Annotated in this window: 15 protein-coding genes, 1 tRNA gene and 1 pseudogene; 9 read left to right on the top strand and 8 right to left on the bottom strand. The window is 65.1% G+C overall.

Going from position 1 to position 16,343, the window contains the following annotated elements:
• Window positions 1–70 precede the first annotated feature (70 nt).
• The 4 genes and pseudogenes from Q0Q48_RS08690 to Q0Q48_RS08675 all read left to right on the top strand — a co-directional run bounded on the left by Q0Q48_RS08690 (window position 71) and on the right by Q0Q48_RS08675 (window position 4,708).
• A complete protein-coding gene (locus Q0Q48_RS08690) occupies window positions 71–1,774 on the top strand; it encodes a GMC oxidoreductase (RefSeq protein WP_295136664.1) in 1,704 nt (567 codons plus the stop codon).
• Window positions 1,775–1,785: 11 nt separating this feature from the next.
• Window positions 1,786–2,751 (top strand): annotated as a pseudogene (locus tag Q0Q48_RS08685) (peptidyl-alpha-hydroxyglycine alpha-amidating lyase family protein).
• A gap of 11 nt (window positions 2,752–2,762) precedes the next feature.
• Window positions 2,763–3,734 carry a D-isomer specific 2-hydroxyacid dehydrogenase family protein gene (locus tag Q0Q48_RS08680; RefSeq protein ID WP_295136662.1) on the top strand — a complete coding sequence of 324 codons (972 nt, stop codon included), beginning with the start codon at window positions 2,763–2,765 and terminating at the stop codon, window positions 3,732–3,734.
• The gene (locus tag Q0Q48_RS08675) at window positions 3,731–4,708 is read left to right on the top strand and encodes a tripartite tricarboxylate transporter substrate-binding protein (RefSeq protein ID WP_295136660.1); all 978 of its coding nucleotides are present in this window, start codon (window positions 3,731–3,733) and stop codon (window positions 4,706–4,708) included. Before Q0Q48_RS08680 ends, Q0Q48_RS08675 begins: the two co-directional genes overlap by 4 nt.
• Window positions 4,709–4,720: 12 nt before the next feature.
• On the opposite strand, the gene Q0Q48_RS08670 is transcribed toward Q0Q48_RS08675, so the two are convergent.
• Window positions 4,721–5,974 (bottom strand): MFS transporter, encoded by a 1,254-nt coding sequence (locus Q0Q48_RS08670; protein WP_295136657.1) that lies wholly within the window; start codon window positions 5,972–5,974, stop codon window positions 4,721–4,723.
• A 34-nt stretch (window positions 5,975–6,008) separates the two neighbouring features.
• Window positions 6,009–7,508, bottom strand: a complete 1,500-nt coding sequence (locus Q0Q48_RS08665) for an NAD(P)/FAD-dependent oxidoreductase (protein WP_295136655.1) — start codon at window positions 7,506–7,508, stop codon at window positions 6,009–6,011.
• A 48-nt stretch (window positions 7,509–7,556) separates the two neighbouring features.
• Between Q0Q48_RS08665 and Q0Q48_RS08660 the strand changes: the two genes are divergently transcribed.
• From Q0Q48_RS08660 to Q0Q48_RS08650, 3 genes are read left to right on the top strand one after another with little or no spacing between them, the layout of a single operon-like run.
• Entirely contained in the window at window positions 7,557–8,591 is a 1,035-nt protein-coding gene (locus Q0Q48_RS08660; protein ID WP_295136653.1) for an SGNH/GDSL hydrolase family protein, read from the top strand.
• Between the two features lie 12 nt (window positions 8,592–8,603).
• On the top strand, window positions 8,604–10,208 hold the full coding sequence (locus Q0Q48_RS08655; protein WP_295136651.1) for a GMC family oxidoreductase: 1,605 nt from the start codon (window positions 8,604–8,606) through the stop codon (window positions 10,206–10,208).
• A gap of 11 nt (window positions 10,209–10,219) precedes the next feature.
• Window positions 10,220–10,663 (top strand): hypothetical protein, encoded by a 444-nt coding sequence (locus Q0Q48_RS08650; RefSeq protein ID WP_295136649.1) that lies wholly within the window; start codon window positions 10,220–10,222, stop codon window positions 10,661–10,663.
• A gap of 9 nt (window positions 10,664–10,672) precedes the next feature.
• Here Q0Q48_RS08650 and Q0Q48_RS08645 read toward each other — a convergent pair whose 3' ends face one another.
• Together Q0Q48_RS08645 and Q0Q48_RS08640 are read right to left on the bottom strand one after the other, a co-directional pair.
• A complete protein-coding gene (locus Q0Q48_RS08645) occupies window positions 10,673–11,035 on the bottom strand; it encodes a hypothetical protein (RefSeq protein WP_295136647.1) in 363 nt (120 codons plus the stop codon).
• 78 nt (window positions 11,036–11,113) lie between these two features.
• Complete coding sequence (locus tag Q0Q48_RS08640) at window positions 11,114–12,391, bottom strand: acyl-CoA dehydrogenase family protein (RefSeq protein WP_295136645.1); 1,278 nt, start codon at window positions 12,389–12,391, stop codon at window positions 11,114–11,116.
• 570 nt (window positions 12,392–12,961) lie between these two features.
• Here Q0Q48_RS08640 and Q0Q48_RS08635 point away from each other — a divergent pair.
• On the top strand, window positions 12,962–13,165 hold the full coding sequence (locus Q0Q48_RS08635) for a hypothetical protein (RefSeq protein WP_295136644.1): 204 nt from the start codon (window positions 12,962–12,964) through the stop codon (window positions 13,163–13,165).
• Window positions 13,166–13,267: 102 nt separating this feature from the next.
• Here Q0Q48_RS08635 and Q0Q48_RS08630 read toward each other — a convergent pair.
• Window positions 13,268–13,360 (bottom strand) — tRNA-Ser (locus tag Q0Q48_RS08630).
• Between the two features lie 149 nt (window positions 13,361–13,509).
• On the opposite strand from Q0Q48_RS08630, the gene argE reads away from it, so the two are divergent.
• A complete protein-coding gene (gene argE, locus Q0Q48_RS08625) occupies window positions 13,510–14,670 on the top strand; it encodes an acetylornithine deacetylase (RefSeq protein ID WP_295136642.1) in 1,161 nt (386 codons plus the stop codon).
• A 22-nt stretch (window positions 14,671–14,692) separates the two neighbouring features.
• On the opposite strand, the gene Q0Q48_RS08620 is transcribed toward argE, so the two are convergent.
• From Q0Q48_RS08620 to Q0Q48_RS08610, 3 genes are read right to left on the bottom strand one after another with little or no spacing between them, the layout of a single operon-like run.
• Window positions 14,693–15,211 carry a DNA starvation/stationary phase protection protein gene (locus tag Q0Q48_RS08620; protein ID WP_295136640.1) on the bottom strand — a complete coding sequence of 173 codons (519 nt, stop codon included), beginning with the start codon at window positions 15,209–15,211 and terminating at the stop codon, window positions 14,693–14,695.
• Between the two features lie 59 nt (window positions 15,212–15,270).
• On the bottom strand, window positions 15,271–15,693 hold the full coding sequence (locus Q0Q48_RS08615; protein ID WP_295136638.1) for a DUF3574 domain-containing protein: 423 nt from the start codon (window positions 15,691–15,693) through the stop codon (window positions 15,271–15,273).
• A 1-nt stretch (window position 15,694) separates the two neighbouring features.
• Window positions 15,695–16,321 (bottom strand): glutathione binding-like protein, encoded by a 627-nt coding sequence (locus Q0Q48_RS08610; RefSeq protein WP_295136636.1) that lies wholly within the window; start codon window positions 16,319–16,321, stop codon window positions 15,695–15,697.
• Window positions 16,322–16,343: the final 22 nt, after the last annotated feature.

Below are 16,343 nucleotides of genomic sequence, written 5' to 3'. Positions count from 1 at the left end.
CCCGGCAAGCGGACAACCACATCCGGCCCCATCCGTGCTAGCGTGGCCGCAATAAACGGGGAAACGCCAAGTGTACGACTACATCATCGTCGGCGGCGGGTCGGCAGGCTCGGTCATGGCCCATCGGCTCTCGGCCCGGAGCGCCAACAAGGTGCTTCTGTGCGAGGCCGGTCCGGATACACCGCCCGGCCGGGAGCCGAAGGAAATCGCCGACAGCTATTCCGGCACGGCCTACTTCGATCCGCGTTTCCACTGGACCGAACTCAAGGTCCATACCCAGGTCGTCAGCCACAACAATCCGCAGGAGAACCGGCCACCGCTGCGCAAGTACGAGCAGGCCCGCGTGCTGGGCGGCGGCTCCTCGATCAACGGGCAGATGGCCAACCGCGGCGCGCCGACCGACTACGCCGATTGGGAGAGTCGCGGGGCGGCCGGCTGGGGCTGGAACGACGTCCTGCCCTATTTCAAGAAGGTCGAGCGCGACCTCGATTTCGACGGACCGTTGCACGGCAAGGACGGCCGCATCCCCGTGCGCCGCATCCCGCGCGACAAGTGGGCGGGCCACGCCCAGGCCGTCGGCCGCGCCTTCGAGGCCAAGGGCTTCAAGTACCTGCCCGACCAGAACGGCGAGTTCGTCGACGGCTACTTCCCGGTCACCCACTCCAATGCCGAGGAGCGGCGCGTCTCGGCCGCCATGGGCTATCTCGATACCGAGACCCGCAAGCGTGCCAATCTCACCATCTCGACCGACACGCAGGTCATGTCTCTCCTCTTCGAGGGTACCCGTTGCGTCGGCGTCACGGCCCGGGTGGCCGGTCAGGAACAGGAATTCCGCGCCCGCGAGGTGATCCTGTCGAGCGGCGCCATCCATTCCCCGGCGCATCTGATGCGAGCCGGCATCGGCCCCGTAGGCCAACTCGCCGAACTCGGCATTCCGGTCGTGTCCGCCCTGCCCGGCGTCGGCCAGCGATTGATGGACCATCCGTCGATCGCACTGTCGTCGTTCATCAAGCGACGCGCGCGCCTGCGCGAGCATACGCGGCGCCACATCCATGTCGGCCTGCGCTACTCGTCCAACCTGCCCGGTGTCCCCAAGGGCGACATGTTCGTGGCCGTCGCCAGCAAGTCGGCGTGGCACGCCGTCGGTGAACAGATCGGGTCGCTGCTCACCTTCATCAACAAGACCTACTCCGAGACGGGGCAGGTCAGGCTTACCTCGCGCGACTGGCGCAGCGAGCCTCTGGTCGAATTCAATCTTCTGTCCGACAAGCGCGACCTCGATCGCCTGATGAGCGGCTTCAAGCTGATGGCCGCGGTGCAGATGACCGATGCACTTCGCCAGGTGACCGACGCGCCCTTCCCGGCCGCCTACAGCGACCGGGTGCGCCAGATCGGTGTGGTCAACGCGAAGAACAAGTGGCTGACCCGTCTGATCGCCACGATGCTGGACGGACCGGCAGCGCTCAGGCGCTATATGATCGACAACTATGTGGTCGAGGGTTTCACCTTCGACCAGGTGATCAATGACGACGACGCGCTGGAGGCCTTCGTGCGCAAGGCGGCGATCGGCGTGTGGCACGCCTCCTGCACCTGCCGGATGGGTCGCGACGACGATCCCATGGCCGTGGTCGACACGCAGGGCCGGGTGCGCGGCGTCCAGGGGCTGCGCGTAGTTGACGCTTCCGTCTTCCCGGTGGTGCCCTGTGCCAACACGAATTTCCCCACCCTGATGACGGCCGAGAAGATCTCGGACGCCGTCCTCGCCGGCCACTGAGGAGCACTCGCATGTCGGTCGTGCTGGGCAGCGGCGAGCACCGCTACCGTGTCGTCGAGAACTGGGCGAAGCTGCCCGACGGCTGGGAGTTCCGCGATGTCGCCGCCGTCGCCGTCGACAGCAAGGACCGGGTCTACGTCTTCAACCGCGGCGAACATCCGATGATGGTGTTCGACCGGGATGGCAACTTCCTGCGCTCATGGGGCGAAGGACTGTTCAACCGGGCCCACGGCATCCACATCGACCGCGACGACAATCTCTACTGCACCGACGACGGCGACCACACGGTCCGCAAGGTCACGACCGAGGGCAAAGTGCTGATGACGATCGGCGTGCCGGACCAGCCTGCGCCCTTTCTGAGCGGCAGGCCGTTCAACCGCTGCACCCATACGGCCCTCTCGCCCCAGGGCGAGATCTACGTCTCGGACGGATACGGCAACAGCCGCGTCCACAAATACTCACCCGACGGAAAGCACCTGATGTGCTGGGGCACGACCGGGACCGATCCCGGCGAGTTCAACATCCCGCACAACATCGCCGCCGACGAAAACGGTTGGGTCTATGTCGCCGACCGGGAGAATCACCGCGTGCAGGTGTTCGACGGCAACGGCAGGTACGAGACGCAGTGGAACAACATGCACCGCCCTTGCGCGCTCTAATGCTGCGGCGGCGCACACAACCCGACCTTCATCATCGGCGAGCTGGGGCCGGGCATGCCGGTGAACAGCAAGCACACCAATCTCGGCCCCCGCCTGTCGATCGTCGACGCGAAGGGCAAGACGCTGGCCCGCCTCGGTGGCCAGGACGGACCAGGCGAACAGGCCGGCCGGTTCCTGTCACCGCACGGCCTCGCCGTCGATTCACGTGGCGATATCTATGTCGGCGAGGTGAGCTACACCAACTGGCCGAGCACCTTCCCCGGCACTCCGGTGCCGAAATACCTGCGCTCGTTGCAGAAACTCGAGAAAGTCGTCTGAGGAGAATGGTTATGGTCGAACGCGTACTCGTCGTCGGACCCAAGGACACCCTGTCCATGGTCGACGACCTCGCCCCCAAGGGCTACGAGATCGTCAAGGCTCTGCACAATTCGCCGGAGCAGAAGGCCGCCCTGCCCGGCGCGCACTACTTCGTGGGCTTCATCCAGCAGTACGTGACACCACAGCTCTACAAGGACGCCCCGAACCTCAAGCTCGTGCAGATGCTGAGCGCCGGCTACGACCGCGCCGACCTCGAGGCGGCCCGCAAGAGCGGCGTGCCACTCTGCGCCAATGGCGGCGCCAACTCGGTCGCCGTCTCCGAGCATGCGATGCTGCTGATGCTGGCGGTCTCGCGGCGGCTGATCACCCAGCACAGCAACGTCACGGCCGGCCGCTGGCATGGCAATTCGCCGCCGACCGTCCACGAGGTGCGCAACCGCGTGCTGGGTATCATCGGCCTCGGCACGATCGGAAAGAAGGTCGCGAAGCTCGCCCTCGCCTTCGGCATGACTGTCCACTACTACGACATCGCCCGCCTCAAGGAGGAAGAGGAAGACGCGCTCGGCGTCCGCTTCCGCTTGCTGCCGGAAATCCTGAAGCACTCCGACATCGTCTCCCTGCACGTGCCTCTGAACGACTCGACCCGGCACATGATCGGCAAGGACGAGCTCGCCGCCATGAAGAAGTCGGCGATCATCGTGAACACCTCGCGCGGGCCCGTGATCGACGAAAAGGCGATGATCGCTGCCCTGTCCTCCGGCAGCCTGTTCGGCGCCGGCCTCGACGTGTTCGACGAGGAGCCGACCCCGCCGGATAATCCCCTTCTGAAGCTCGACAACGTCGTCCTGACGGCGCATCTCGCCGGGCCGACCTTCGAGAGCAACATCACCCGCCTGCGCAACGGCTTCGACAACGTCCAGAGGGTCGCCCGGGGCGAACCCGCGCTCTGGGTCGTGCCCGAACTGCTGGAGCCGAAGTCATGAGCCGCATTTCAAGGCGCGGCGTCCTTGCAGGGGGCCTCGCGGCCCCCTTCATCGCGCGCGAGGGCTTTGCCCAGGGCGACTGGCCCAAGGGTCCGGTGCGCTGGGTCGTCGCCTTCGCCGCCGGCGGCGCGGCCGACACGGTAGCCCGCAACATCGGCGTGCGCGTGGCCGAGATCATCGGCCAGCAGGTGATCATCGACAACCGCACCGGTGGCAATGCCGTGGTCGCAGCCAACGCCGTGCTGCAAGCGCCACGGGACGGCCAGACCTTCCTGGTCGATGCCGCCAACCAGATCACCAATCCCCTGCTGATGAAGGACCTGCCCTTCGACTATGCGCAGACTTGGCTCCCGGTAACCCAGCTCGCGAGCTTCCCGCAGGTCGTCGCCGTGAAGCAGGATTTTCCGTCGAAGACGATCCAGGAATTCATCGCGGCCGCGAAGGCCAGGCCCGGCACGATCAGCTACGGCACCCCGCCCGCGGCCGGGATGGCCCACATGGCCGGCGAGGAACTGCAGCGTCGCGCGGGCATCAAGCTGATCCACGTACCCTATCGCGGCGGCGCCGATGCAGCGCGCGACATCGGTGCCGGCGCCGTCGATTCGGTGATCATCACCACCAACTCCATCCGCCCGCCCGTCGCCGCCGGACGCGCGCGCGTGCTCGCCGTTACGAGCCTGAAGCGCTCCGTGGCCTTCCCCGACGTTCCGACGCTGGCCGAAAGCGGCTATCCGGGCTTCGACCTGAACGACTGGAACGGCCTGTTCGCCGTCACCGGCACGCCGCCGGCCCTGGTCGACCGGATGCAGGCGGTGGTAGCTGAAGCCATCAAGGATCCGAAGGTGAAGGAGCGCCTCGACCCTACAGGCGCCGATCTGGTCGCCAATACGCCCGCCGAGTTCCGGACCTGGATCGCCGGCCAGCGCGAGCTGCTCGGCAAGCTGATCGCCGAAGCCGGCATCAAGCTGCAGTAATTCTTTATCCGTCTACGCGGCCTGCAGCTTCAGCCTGTGGGTCTCGTCGAACTTCAGGATGGCCGCGAACGAGATCGCCGCGGCGGCCATGATCATGAAGGCCGGGCTGTAGTCGTTCTCCGTCCGGTGGACGAGCCAGGTGGCGACCAGCGGGCTGAAGCCGCCGAGGACGCCGAGGGTCACGTTGTAGCCCAGCGCGATAGCAGTGCAGCGGATCTCTGCCGGCACGGCCTCGACCATCAGGGCAGGCTGGCCTCCGATGAACGCCCCGACCGACAATACGAAGCCGAGCTGCCCCAGCACGACCAGCCCGGGTTGCCCATGGTGCATCAGCCAGAAGAAGGGCACCGCGCCGACGAAGCCCAGTGCCGCAGCCCCCAGCATTACGGGACGGCGGCCGTAATGGTCGGACAACCAGCCCATCAGGACCATGACCGGCAGCATCGCCACCATGCTGGTCGAATTGATGGCCAGCGCCGTCGCGGGCGCAATGCCATCGGCGGATTGCAGCCAGCTCACGATGTAGACGAACATCAGGTAGAAGCCGACAGAGTTGAACACCGAGAGCGCGGCGAGCCTGGCTAGCAGCGGGCCATGGTTGCGCACGGTGTTGAGCAACGGCGACTTGGCGGAGGCCTTGCGCGGCGACTCAGGGACGTGCCGGCGAAGCACGACACCGGCGATGCCGACGACCAGCCCGAGCAGGAACGGCAAACGCCAACCCCAGCTTTCCAGCGCCTGCTCCGACATCACCGAGGCGAGAAGCGCCCCCGTCGCCGAGCCCAACAGGATGCCGCCGACCGCACCGCAGCACCCCAGAGCGCCCACGAAGGCGCGCCGGTCGGGCGGCGATTGCTCGATGATGAAGATGATGGACGTCGTGTACTCGCCGCCCACCGACAGGCCCTGGATCATGCGGAGAAGCGTCAGCAGGATCGGCGCGGCTATTCCGAGCGTCTGGTAGTCGGGCAACACGCCGACCAGGAAGGTCGGAATGGCCATAGCGGCCACGGAGAAGGTGAGCGCTGCGCGGCGGCCGAGCCGGTCGCCGATCGCCCCGATCACCGCACCGCCGATGGGACGCATCAGGAAGCCCACGGCGAAGATTCCGAAGGCTGCGAGGACCTGGGCGACGGCGTCCTCGCTGGGGAAGAAGGCCCGTCCGATCGCGGCGGCGAAGTAGCCGTAGACCGCGAAATCATACCATTCCAGCACGTTGCCGATCGCGCCCGCCGCAATGACACGGCGCGTGTTGCCCTGCTTCATCCCCGCTCCCCCGAGCCTTGGATCGGCCGACTTATCAGCCGTAGACGAACGCCTTGTCCTCCAGGTCGATGGCAGGAAAGACGTTCTTCTCGTTCCAGTAATCCTGCGTGTGCTGCCATTCCGGCTTGTCGCCGCGCTTGGGCAGGAGATGCATGCCGCGCATCAGGTAGCCCGGATTGAAGTTCTCGGGATCGATCCAGGGCAACAAGGCCATGTCCTTGTCCTCCGGCCGCAGGGCGACCTCGACCTTGCGGGCCTGGTGCTTGTCCATGTGATCCAGCAGGCGGCAGACGAAGTCTCCCACCAGGTCGGCACGAAGGGTCCAGCTCGCGCGGAAATAGCCGAAAACCCAGATCATATTGGGTACGCCGGTGAACATCATGCCGCGATAGGTCACGGTCTCGGCGAAGTCGACCGGCTTGCCGTCCACCGCGAAGGCGATGTCGCCCATCACCGACAGGTGGAAGCCGGTCGCGGTCACAATGATGTCGGCCTCGAGCACCTTGCCCGACTTCAGCAGGATGCCCTCCGGGACGAAGCGATCGATCTCGTCGGTCTCCACCGAGGCCCTGCCGGAACGGACGGCCTTGAAGAGGTCCCCGTCCGGCACGAACGCAATGCGCTGCTGCCAGGGACGGTAGCTGGGCGTGAAATGCGGCTCCATGGGGAAGTCCGGCCCGACATGGGCACGAACCCCGGCCAGCAGCTCGGCCCGCACCTTGTCGGACTCCTCGAAGGAGCGACGGGTGAACACCGACTGGTCGTGCAGGATCTTGCGGCGCACGATCTCGTGGATCCATTCCTCATCGACCTCGAGCTGGCGCAGCGTCTCGGCAAGCTCGATGGCGTTGCGGCCGGGAATGAAATAAGTCGGCGTCCGCTGCAGCATCGTCACATGGCCGGCCTTGTCGGCCATCGCCGGGATGACCGTCGCCGCGGTCGCGCCCGACCCGATCACGACGATCTTCTTGCCCGCATAGTCGAGGTCCTCCGGCCAGGTCTGGGGATGGACGATCCGGCCCTTGAAACTCTCCATGTCCTTCCATTCCGGCGTGTATCCGACGGAGTGGCGGTAGTAGCCCTGGCACATCCAGAGGAAGTTGGCGGTGAAGCGGACCGCCTCGCCCGTGTCGGTGCGGACGCCCTCGATGGTCCAGAGATTGTCCTTGCTCGACCAGGACGCGGACTCGATGCGGTGGCGGTAGCGGATATGCCGCGCCAGATCGTTTTCCTCGATGACCTCGCCCATGTAGGTCTTGATCTCGTGCGCGGTGGCGATCGGCTTGCCCTTCCAGGCCTTGAAGCGATAGCCGAACGTGTGGAGGTCGCTGTCGGAGCGGATGCCCGGATACTTGTGGGTCAGCCAGGTCCCGCCGAAGCTCTCCTGCGTCTCCAGGATGACGAAGCTGCGGTCCGGCATCTGGTGGGTGAGATGATAGGCGCCGCCGATGCCGGAAATGCCGGCGCCGACGATGACGACATCGAAATGCTCGGTCTTTGTGGCCGCAGGCCGCGCAAGGGTTGTATCCGGCATGGGAAGGCTCTTTCCTCGCTGATATTCTGGCGACAGTCTTGCTTGAACATGAGCGTCGAAACCAGTCCCCAGATGCCACGAGTCGAAACCGGCCGGAAACGCCGCAGCGTCCTGTCGGCCGTTGCCATCCTGGCCGGCCTCGCGGTCGGGATCGGTCTCGCCGAGGGCCTGACCCGCCTGCTTCTCCCTGCCTTCGACCCGTCCGGCCGCTTCGAATTCACCTACCCGGTCGGCTCCTTGGTCCTCGGAAAGCCCGGCCTGGAGGCCCGCCAGGTCAAGAATACCGGCGACTATGACGTGGCCATTCGCATCAATTCACACGGACTGCGCGACGCCAACGATGTCGCGACCGCGGGTTCCGACGACATCCTCGTCGTGGGCGATTCCTTCACCTGGGGCTGGGGCGTCGAAGCCCAGGACCGCTTTTCCGAGCAGCTCCAGATCCTCACCGGCCGACGGACCTTCAACCTCTCGACCCCGACGGACATAGACGGTTACGCGGCCCTCCTCGACTACGCGAGGAAGCTCGGCTCCAGGGCCGGCCGTGTCGTCATCGCCATCTGCATGGAGAACGATCTCCACCTGTACGGCAGCGACCCGCCGGAAGAACCGCCGCCGGACAACGGCGACACGCTCAAGGACTGGCTGTCGAGCCATTCGGCCCTCTACCTCTTCGCCGTCACCGCCGTTCAGCAGACGCCCTGGCTGCGCGACATTGCGGTCAAAGCGGGCCTGATCGTGCCGAACCTCGAGGGGATCGCCAAGAACGACTACGACCCCGCCGCCATCGATTCATCGGCCGACAGACTCCAGCAGATCGCGGAGCAGTATCGAACGCTGGTCGTGCTCATCCCGTCGCGCGCCCTCTGGGTCGGCAATTCCCACTCCCAGGCCATCGAGAATCGCGTCCATACGGCCTTCGTCGTCGCCCTGCAGCGGCGCGGCATCGACGTACTGGACCTGCAGCCGGTCCTGGAGGCACAACTTGCCCCGTTGTCCTACCACTTCGCCAATGACGGCCACTGGAATGCCCGCGGCCACGCCCTTGCCGCCCAAGCCATAAGCCAGCATCTCGCCCGCTAACGGAAGAACGCCATGCACGAAAAGGTCGACGTCCTGATCATCGGTTCCGGCGCCTCGGGGGCGGCGGTGGCCTGGAGCCTCGCCGACACGAAGATGCGGATCCTCTGTCTCGAGCAGGGCGACTGGGTGAAGCCCACGGACTACCCGACCAACGGCCGGGACTGGGAGGCTCGCCTGTTCGGCGACTTCGCCATCAACCCGAACCGCCGCGCCCGCGAGACCGACTATCCGATCAACAACGGCACCTCGCCGATCCAGGTCGTGAACTTCAACGGCGTCGGTGGCAGCACCATCATGTACACGGCGCACTATCCGCGCCTGCACCCGTCGGACTTCAGGGTGAAGACGCTGGACGGCGTGGCCGACGACTGGCCCGTCGACTACGCCACCCTGGAGCCGTTCTTTGCCGAGAACGACCGCATGACGGGCGTCGCGGGCCTCGAGGGCGACCCGGCCTATCCGCACCATGTGCTGCCGATGCCGCCGCTGCCACTGGGCAAGACCGGCAAGTGCTTCGGCGAGGCGATGAACAAGCTCGGCTGGCACTGGTGGCCATCGGACTCGGCGATCGCCACGACCGAGTATGACGGCCGCGCGCCCTGCATCAATCTCGGCCACTGCACGCCGGGGTGCGCCCAGGGCGCCAAGGCCAGCACCGACGTCACCTACTGGCCGCACGCGATCCGTGCCGGCGTCGAATTGCGCACCCGCGCACGCGTCCGCGAGATCACGGTGGGTCCAGACGGTCTCGCGACTGGCGCGATCTACTACGACGCCGAGGGCAAGGAGCACTTCCAGCCGGCCGAGATGGTGATCGTGGCCTGTAACGGCATCGGCACGCCGCGCCTGCTGCTCAATTCCGTGTCCGCCAAGTTCCCCAGCGGCATCGCCAATTCGAGCGGGCTGGTGGGCAGGAACCTGATGTTCCACCCGTTCGCCCACACCTACGGCTATGTCGACGAGCCGATCGACGGCAACACCGGCGCGCAGCTCTCGCTGTGGAGCCAGGAATTCTACGAGACCGACCGGGCCCGTGGTTTCGTGCGCGGCTACACGCTGCAGCTCCATCGCGGCGCCGGCACGATCGTCGATGCGATCGCCAATACCGCGCGCGGCTTCCTGCCGTGGGGCGAGGCGCACCATGATGTCTATCGCACCATCTTAAACCGCAAGCTCGGCCTCTCGGCGATCTGCGAGGACCTGCCCGAGGAGCACAACCGGGTCACGCTCGATCCGGTGCTGAAGGACAGCAATGGCATTCCCGCGCCGAAGATCGAGTACACGCTGGGCGAAAACACGAAGAAGATGATGGCCCACGGCGTTGCGCGTTCGAAAGAGATCCTCGCAGCGGCCGGCGCGAAGAACGTCGGGAGCGATGCGCCGATGCTAAATGCCGGGTGGCACCTGATGGGCACGGCCCGCATGGGCACCGATCCCGAGCGGTCCGTTGTCAACGAATGGGGCCGCAGCCACGACGTGAAGAACATGTTCATCGTCGACGGCAGCATCTGGGTCACATCGGGCGGCGTGAACCCGACCTCCACCATCCAGGCCCTGGCGCTCTATATCGCCGACAACATCAAGCGGCGTCTCGCCGACGCCACGCTCTTCGACTGAGGCCCAACGTCATGACCTACGAGACCCTGACCGACGCCGAGACCCGCGACCTGCACGCCCTGGCCGGCCTAATGATCCCCGCCAGCGCCACCCATGGCGTGCCGGGCGCCGACGACGATCTGATCTTCGCCGATATCCTGAAGAGCCTGGAACGCGACACCGCCGATGCAAAGACCGCGTTGCAGCAGCTCGTCACGCTGTCCGGCGGTGCCTTCTCCGCTCTCACCGCGGAGCGCCGCGGCGAGGTCGCGGCCCGCTTCAAGCAGGAAGGTGGAGCTCCCCTCTTCACCCTCAATCGCGTGGTACTGCTCTGCTACTACCGCGACGACCGCGTGATGCGCTCGCTCGGCCAGGAGCCGCGCTCACCCTTCCCCAAGGGCCATGTCGTGGAGCAGGGCGACTGGTCGCTGCTCGATCCGGTGAGGAAGCGCCCGCCGATGTGGCGGCGTGTCTGAGGGCGCCCGTCAGCCCTGGCCGCGGGCCTTCAGCACATAGCCCATCGCCCGGAAGCTCGAATCCTTCTGGATCGCCGATGTGATCCGCGGATCGCCATGGGGATTGCTGAGGGCGTTGAGCACATCGGTCTGGGTCTGGCAGGACGCCGCCACATTGGCGGCAAGCGACTGGGCATTCGCGCTGTAGGCATCGGCCAGGTGGACGTTCGCGGCCAGGCAGTTGTCGCGCGCCTCGTAGGCGTCGTTGATGCTCTTCATCAGCTTGGGATCGGACAGGCCAGCGCCGGCCATGGAACTCGCTGCCTCGCAGCCGCCCAGCAGCACCGGAAGAAGCACCATGGCCGCCTGTAGGGATGTCCTCGTCGCCTTCATCCGATCTTCCCGTCTCGTAACATCACGTAACAAAATTACGCTGGGCCCGGCCTGTCAAGGCCAGGCCCGGATATCGGCTCAGTGCCGGCTGATCTCGGCGCGGCCCACCACCATGTGATGGACCTCGTCCGGGCCGTCGGCGAAGCGCAGATGACGCTGGTTCACGTACATTTCCGACAGAGGCGACCACTGCGAGATGCCGGTGGCGCCATGGATCTGCATCGCCTGATCGATGATGGTGCAGACCTTCTCGGGCACCATCGCCTTGACCATGCTGATCCAGACGCGAGCCTCGCGATGGCCCAGCACGTCCATCGCCTTGGCAGCCTTCAGGACCATGAGGCGCATCGCCTCGATTTCGATGCGGGCGCGGCTCACCAGCTCGAGGTTCTTGCCAAGGGCGATCAGCTGCTTGCCGAAGGCGGTACGGGTAGAGCCGCGCTTGACCATCAGGTCGAGCGCCTTCTCCGCCGCGCCGATGGAGCGCATGCAGTGATGGATCCGGCCCGGCCCCAGGCGGACCTGGCTGATCTCGAAGCCGCGGCCTTCGCCCAGCAGCATGTTAGAGGCCGGGACGCGGCAATTGTTGAACTTGAGGTGCATGTGGCCGCGCGGCGCGTGGTCGTGGCCGAACACGGTCATCGGCCCGACGATCTCAAGGCCGGGCGTGCCGATCGGCACCAGGATCTGCGACTGCTGGAACTGCGGCGAGGCGTCGGGGCTGGTCTTGCACATGACGATCATGATCTTGCAGCGCGGGTCGCCTGCGCCGGAGATGTAGTACTTCTCGCCGTTGATCACCCATTCGTCACCGACCAGTTCGGCCCGCGTGGCGATGTTCTTGGCATCCGACGAAGCGACACCCGGCTCGGTCATGGCATAGGCCGAACGGATCTCGCCGTTGAGCAGCGGCTTCAGCCACTTCTCCTTCTGTTCCGGGGTGCCGACCTTCTCGAGCACCTCCATGTTGCCGGTGTCCGGCGCGGAACAGTTCAGCGACTCCGAAGCGAGTTGGTATTTTCCCAGCTCGGCTGCGATGTAGGCGTAGTCGAGGTTGGTCAGGCCGCGGCCGATCTCGGAGTGCGGCAGGAAGAAGTTCCACAGCCCCGAGGCCTTGGCCTTGTTCTTGGCGCCCTCGAGCAGCTCCAGCTGGCCCGGCGCCCAGCTCCAGCGATCCTTGCGGCCTTCGCCCAGGCGGAAAAACTCCTCGGTGATCGGCGCGACGTTCTCGGCGATGTGTGCCTTCACGGCATCGAACAGCGGCTGCGCCTCCTTCGACATCGCCAGATTGTTCAGTTCGGCGTCGAGATCCGGGCGGACCGCCTTCCTGGTCGCTGCCGCTGTCTTCTGTGTCATTGAGGTTTCCTCGATGTTCGTTCGATTCACGTTGCAGCAATCCCTACAGGCCTGAAATTTCCGGTCAATCCCCTGCAGACACATTGCATCCAGTCCGGTGTCGCCGTGCAATGGGCCCATGGCTGCTTCCTACTAGTCACACGAACTAAAATATTGCGCCGATGATGCAATCATTGTATGTCGCCCGCGGGACAGGGGCGAAGTGGGACGCGCCCCGAACTGAGTGGGTGTGAAATGGATAGAACAGTTGCGTTCAGCTTGGGGCTGTTGGCGGCGGCTTTTGCCGCCCTTTTGGTCGCGTATGCTCAAGCGCCGGAAATTGCCGCGACCACGCGGAGGGAGCCATTGGTGAGCGAGAGAGCCATCGAATGGTCCCCTTCACGCACGGGACAACTGCCACAAACGGCATCCGATTCGTTACGATCCATCCGAGGCAAGCTCGTCAGCGACTGATTTTCAGAGCAGAATAGATGTACGGGGCGTTTGCCCCGTCTTGCACCCACGAATGGCGTGCAAATTGCATTGATTGTTGAGCGGCCGTCCATCGATCCTTTTGACAGGAGATCGACGATGCTCAAGATCTACGTTCCGAAGGTACTGAGTGGCGAGATTGGCGACTGGTGCAGCAGCATCTCGCTGGCTGCCGGCGTGCCAATCTGCTGGGGCAGCGACCATCTGGGTCACTTCGTGAATGCGCCCAATGCGGAGTGGGTGACATCCCTGTCGGCCGCCATTGCGGATGCCTGCGAGGGCAAGTCACCGAGCCTCAACTAGCGGCGGCACCTCGAGACGGCCTTCCCGCCGGACGGAGACTGCTGGCCCATTGACGTTCGTCACCCTCATGCTGAGGGCGGCGAACCTGCTACACGAGGGAAATGGCGGAGGGGATGGGATTCGAACCCACGATAGGGATTATCTCCCTATAACGGTTTAGCAAACCGCCGCCTTCGGCCACTCGGCCACCCCTCCGCAGACCCGTTAAGACCCCGGCGACCATTAACCACGACGGATGCCGGGCGGTTCTAGCGGCGGGTCCCTGGAGTGTCAAACGACACCATGAATTCACGAGGTTTTACAGGCTCTTGGCTGGCCCCGCTGAAGCATGCGACGCTGCTTCCATGACATCCAGTTCCATCGACATGCTCCAGCGCCTGGTGGCGTTCGACACCACCTCGCGCAATTCCAACCTAGACCTGATCAAATACATTCAGGCCTACCTGGACGATCACGGTATCCGCAGCACGCTGGTCCCCAACCAGGAAGGCACCAAGGCCAACCTGTTCGCCTCGATCGGCCCCGAGGCCGAGGGCGGCATCGTCCTGTCGGGCCATACCGACGTCGTGCCGGTCGACGGACAGGCCTGGGAGACCGATCCGTGGACGCTGACCGAAAAGGCCGATGGCAACCTCTATGGCCGCGGCACCTGCGACATGAAGGGTTTCATCGCCGCCTGCCTCGCCCATGTGCCCGCTCTCAAGAAGGCGAAGCTCAAGGTGCCGATGCATTTCGCCTTCAGCTACGATGAGGAGATCGGCTGCCTCGGTGCGCACGCACTCGCGGAAAAGCTGGTCGGCAACGTGCCTCGCCCGCAGGCGGTGATCGTGGGCGAACCCACCATGATGGGCGTCGTCAACGCCCAGAACGCCGGCGGCGGTATCATTGCCACCTTCACCGGGGTCGAGGCCCACTCCTCCATGACCCATCTCGGCGTCAGCGCAATCCACTTCGCCGGCGACTTCATTCACTGGCTGAACGAACTGCAGGTCGAACTGGCCGGCCGCAAGCGCACCGACATCGACACCGTGCCCGGCCACACCACGATCAATGTCGGCATCGTGACCGGTGGCACGGCGGGCAACATCCTCGCCCGCGAATGCACGCTGAATTGGGGTTACCGCACCCTGCCCGGTGACGACCCTTGGGAGGTACAGCGCCGAGCCGAAGCGTATGTCGCCGAACTGCTTCTGCCGAAGATGAAGGCCAAGCACCCCGACGCCGACATCAAGATGAAACGCCGCTCCTTCGTGCCTGGCCTGCTGCCGCAGGAGAACGAGGAAGCCGCCAAGCTCGCGCTGCAATGGACCGGCGGCAATCGTACCTATGCCGTGCCCTACGGCACCGAGGCCGGCATCTTCCGCAGCCACGGTATCCCGACCGTGATCTGCGGACCGGGTGACATCTCGCAGGCCCACCAGCCCAACGAGTTCGTCGCGAAGTCGCAGATGGATGCCTGCGACGCCTTCATCGGCAAGATGATCGGCTGGGCCGAGCGCCAATAGGCACCCGGCTCAGCCCCTCGCCTCACCCTTCGGTGCGGCGCGTCGTCTCGAACAGGAACCAGACGCGCTTCTCGGTCTCATCGATCCAGTTCTCGATGAGGCTGGCCGTCGCGATGTCGCCATGCTCGTCGCAGAGTTCGTGGAGCGTGCGCATGTGGACGCAGAGCTGCTTGTTGTCGTCACGCAGCTCCGCGAGCATGTCCAGCGGAGTCACATAGTCGGCATCGTTGTCGAGGATTCGCTGCAGCCGGGAGATATGGCCGATCGAACGCAGCGTCGTGCCGCCGAGCTTGCGCACGCGCTCGGCGATCACGTCCGTCATCGCGTCGATTTCGGTTGCCTGCTCGTCAAGCAGCAGATGGTAGTCGCGGAAGTTCGGGCCGGACATGTGCCAGTGGAAGTTCTTGGTCTTCCAGTACAATGCGGCCACGTCCGCCAGCAGGATGTTCAAGCCGCCGCTTAGATCCTTGGTGGCGTTCTCACCCAGATCGGTCGGCGTGGCGAGCGCGACTGTCTTGCGGGCCTTCATGTCTTTGCTCATGGGCTGGCTCTCCTGAAAAGGGAACTACGTCGGAAATCTAGCGCGCGCCGGAGCACCCGTCAGCCAGCGCAGACCGGCCGCTCGACCCGGAAGACCTCATGCTGGCCGAAGCGCGTCGCGTAGGTCTCGACAATCGAGGCGACCTTGGGCCGATGCGCCGGCGCGTCGAAGACGACGACCACCAGGAGCTTCGTACGCTCGGCTCCGACGACACCCGCCGGATCGCGATGCTGGCCCCGCGCATCGATCACCGTGAGGCCGGCCGGGAACCGCGGCGTCACCGTGTCGGCGAGGAACGATGCCCATTCCGCATCGCTCACCTCCCCGCCTGCCGGCTTGTCGCGGCCAAAGTAGAGATTGACCTCGACCGCCGGTTTGAGCGGGAGTGCGCAAACCGGGGCCGTCTCCGACCCCGCACAGGCGACGACAGTCGGGCACAGCAAAACTGCCCCGAGCGCTCCACGCCAGGATCCGCCGGGCATCCTAGTTCAGGTACGGAACGGCCATGCCCTTGGTAACGGCGGGCCGGGCGTTCACGATGTCGTACCAACGCTTCACGTTGGGGAACTCAGCGAGGTTCACGGTGTGCCATTCGTGACGTGCGGCCCACGGGAAGATCGACATATCGGCGATCGTGTACTCCTCGCCCGCCACGAAGGCGTTGCCGGCGAGCTGCTTGTCGAGCACACCGTAGAGGCGCTTGGCCTCGTCGACGTAGCGCTTGATGCCGTACTCGATCTTGGTCGGCGCGGCTCGCAGGAAGTGATGGGCCTGGCCAAGCATCGGGCCGAAGCCGCCCATCTGCCACATTAGCCACTGGAGCGAATCGTACCGCTTGGCGCCATCGGCCGGGAGGAACTTCTTCGTCTTGTCGGCCAGGTAGATCAGGATCGCACCGGACTCGAACAGGCTGTACGGCTTGCCGCCCGGACCATCGGGATCGACGATCGCCGGGATCCGATTGTTCGGGCTGATTCGCAGGAACTCGGGCTTGTGCTGCTCGCCCTTGGAGATGTCGATCTTGTGCACGCTGTAGGGCAATTCGCACTCTTCGAGCATGATGGAAATCTTGCGGCCGTTCGGCGTGCCCCACGTGTGAAGTTCGATCATCTCTTCAAATCCCCCTGAATTC

The sequence above is a fragment of the uncultured Reyranella sp. genome (assembly GCF_945957355.1).
Lineage (GTDB): Bacteria > Pseudomonadota > Alphaproteobacteria > Reyranellales > Reyranellaceae > Reyranella.
The sequence above is the reverse complement of the archived record's forward strand: the minus strand, read 5'-3'. Positions and strand labels throughout refer to the sequence as shown.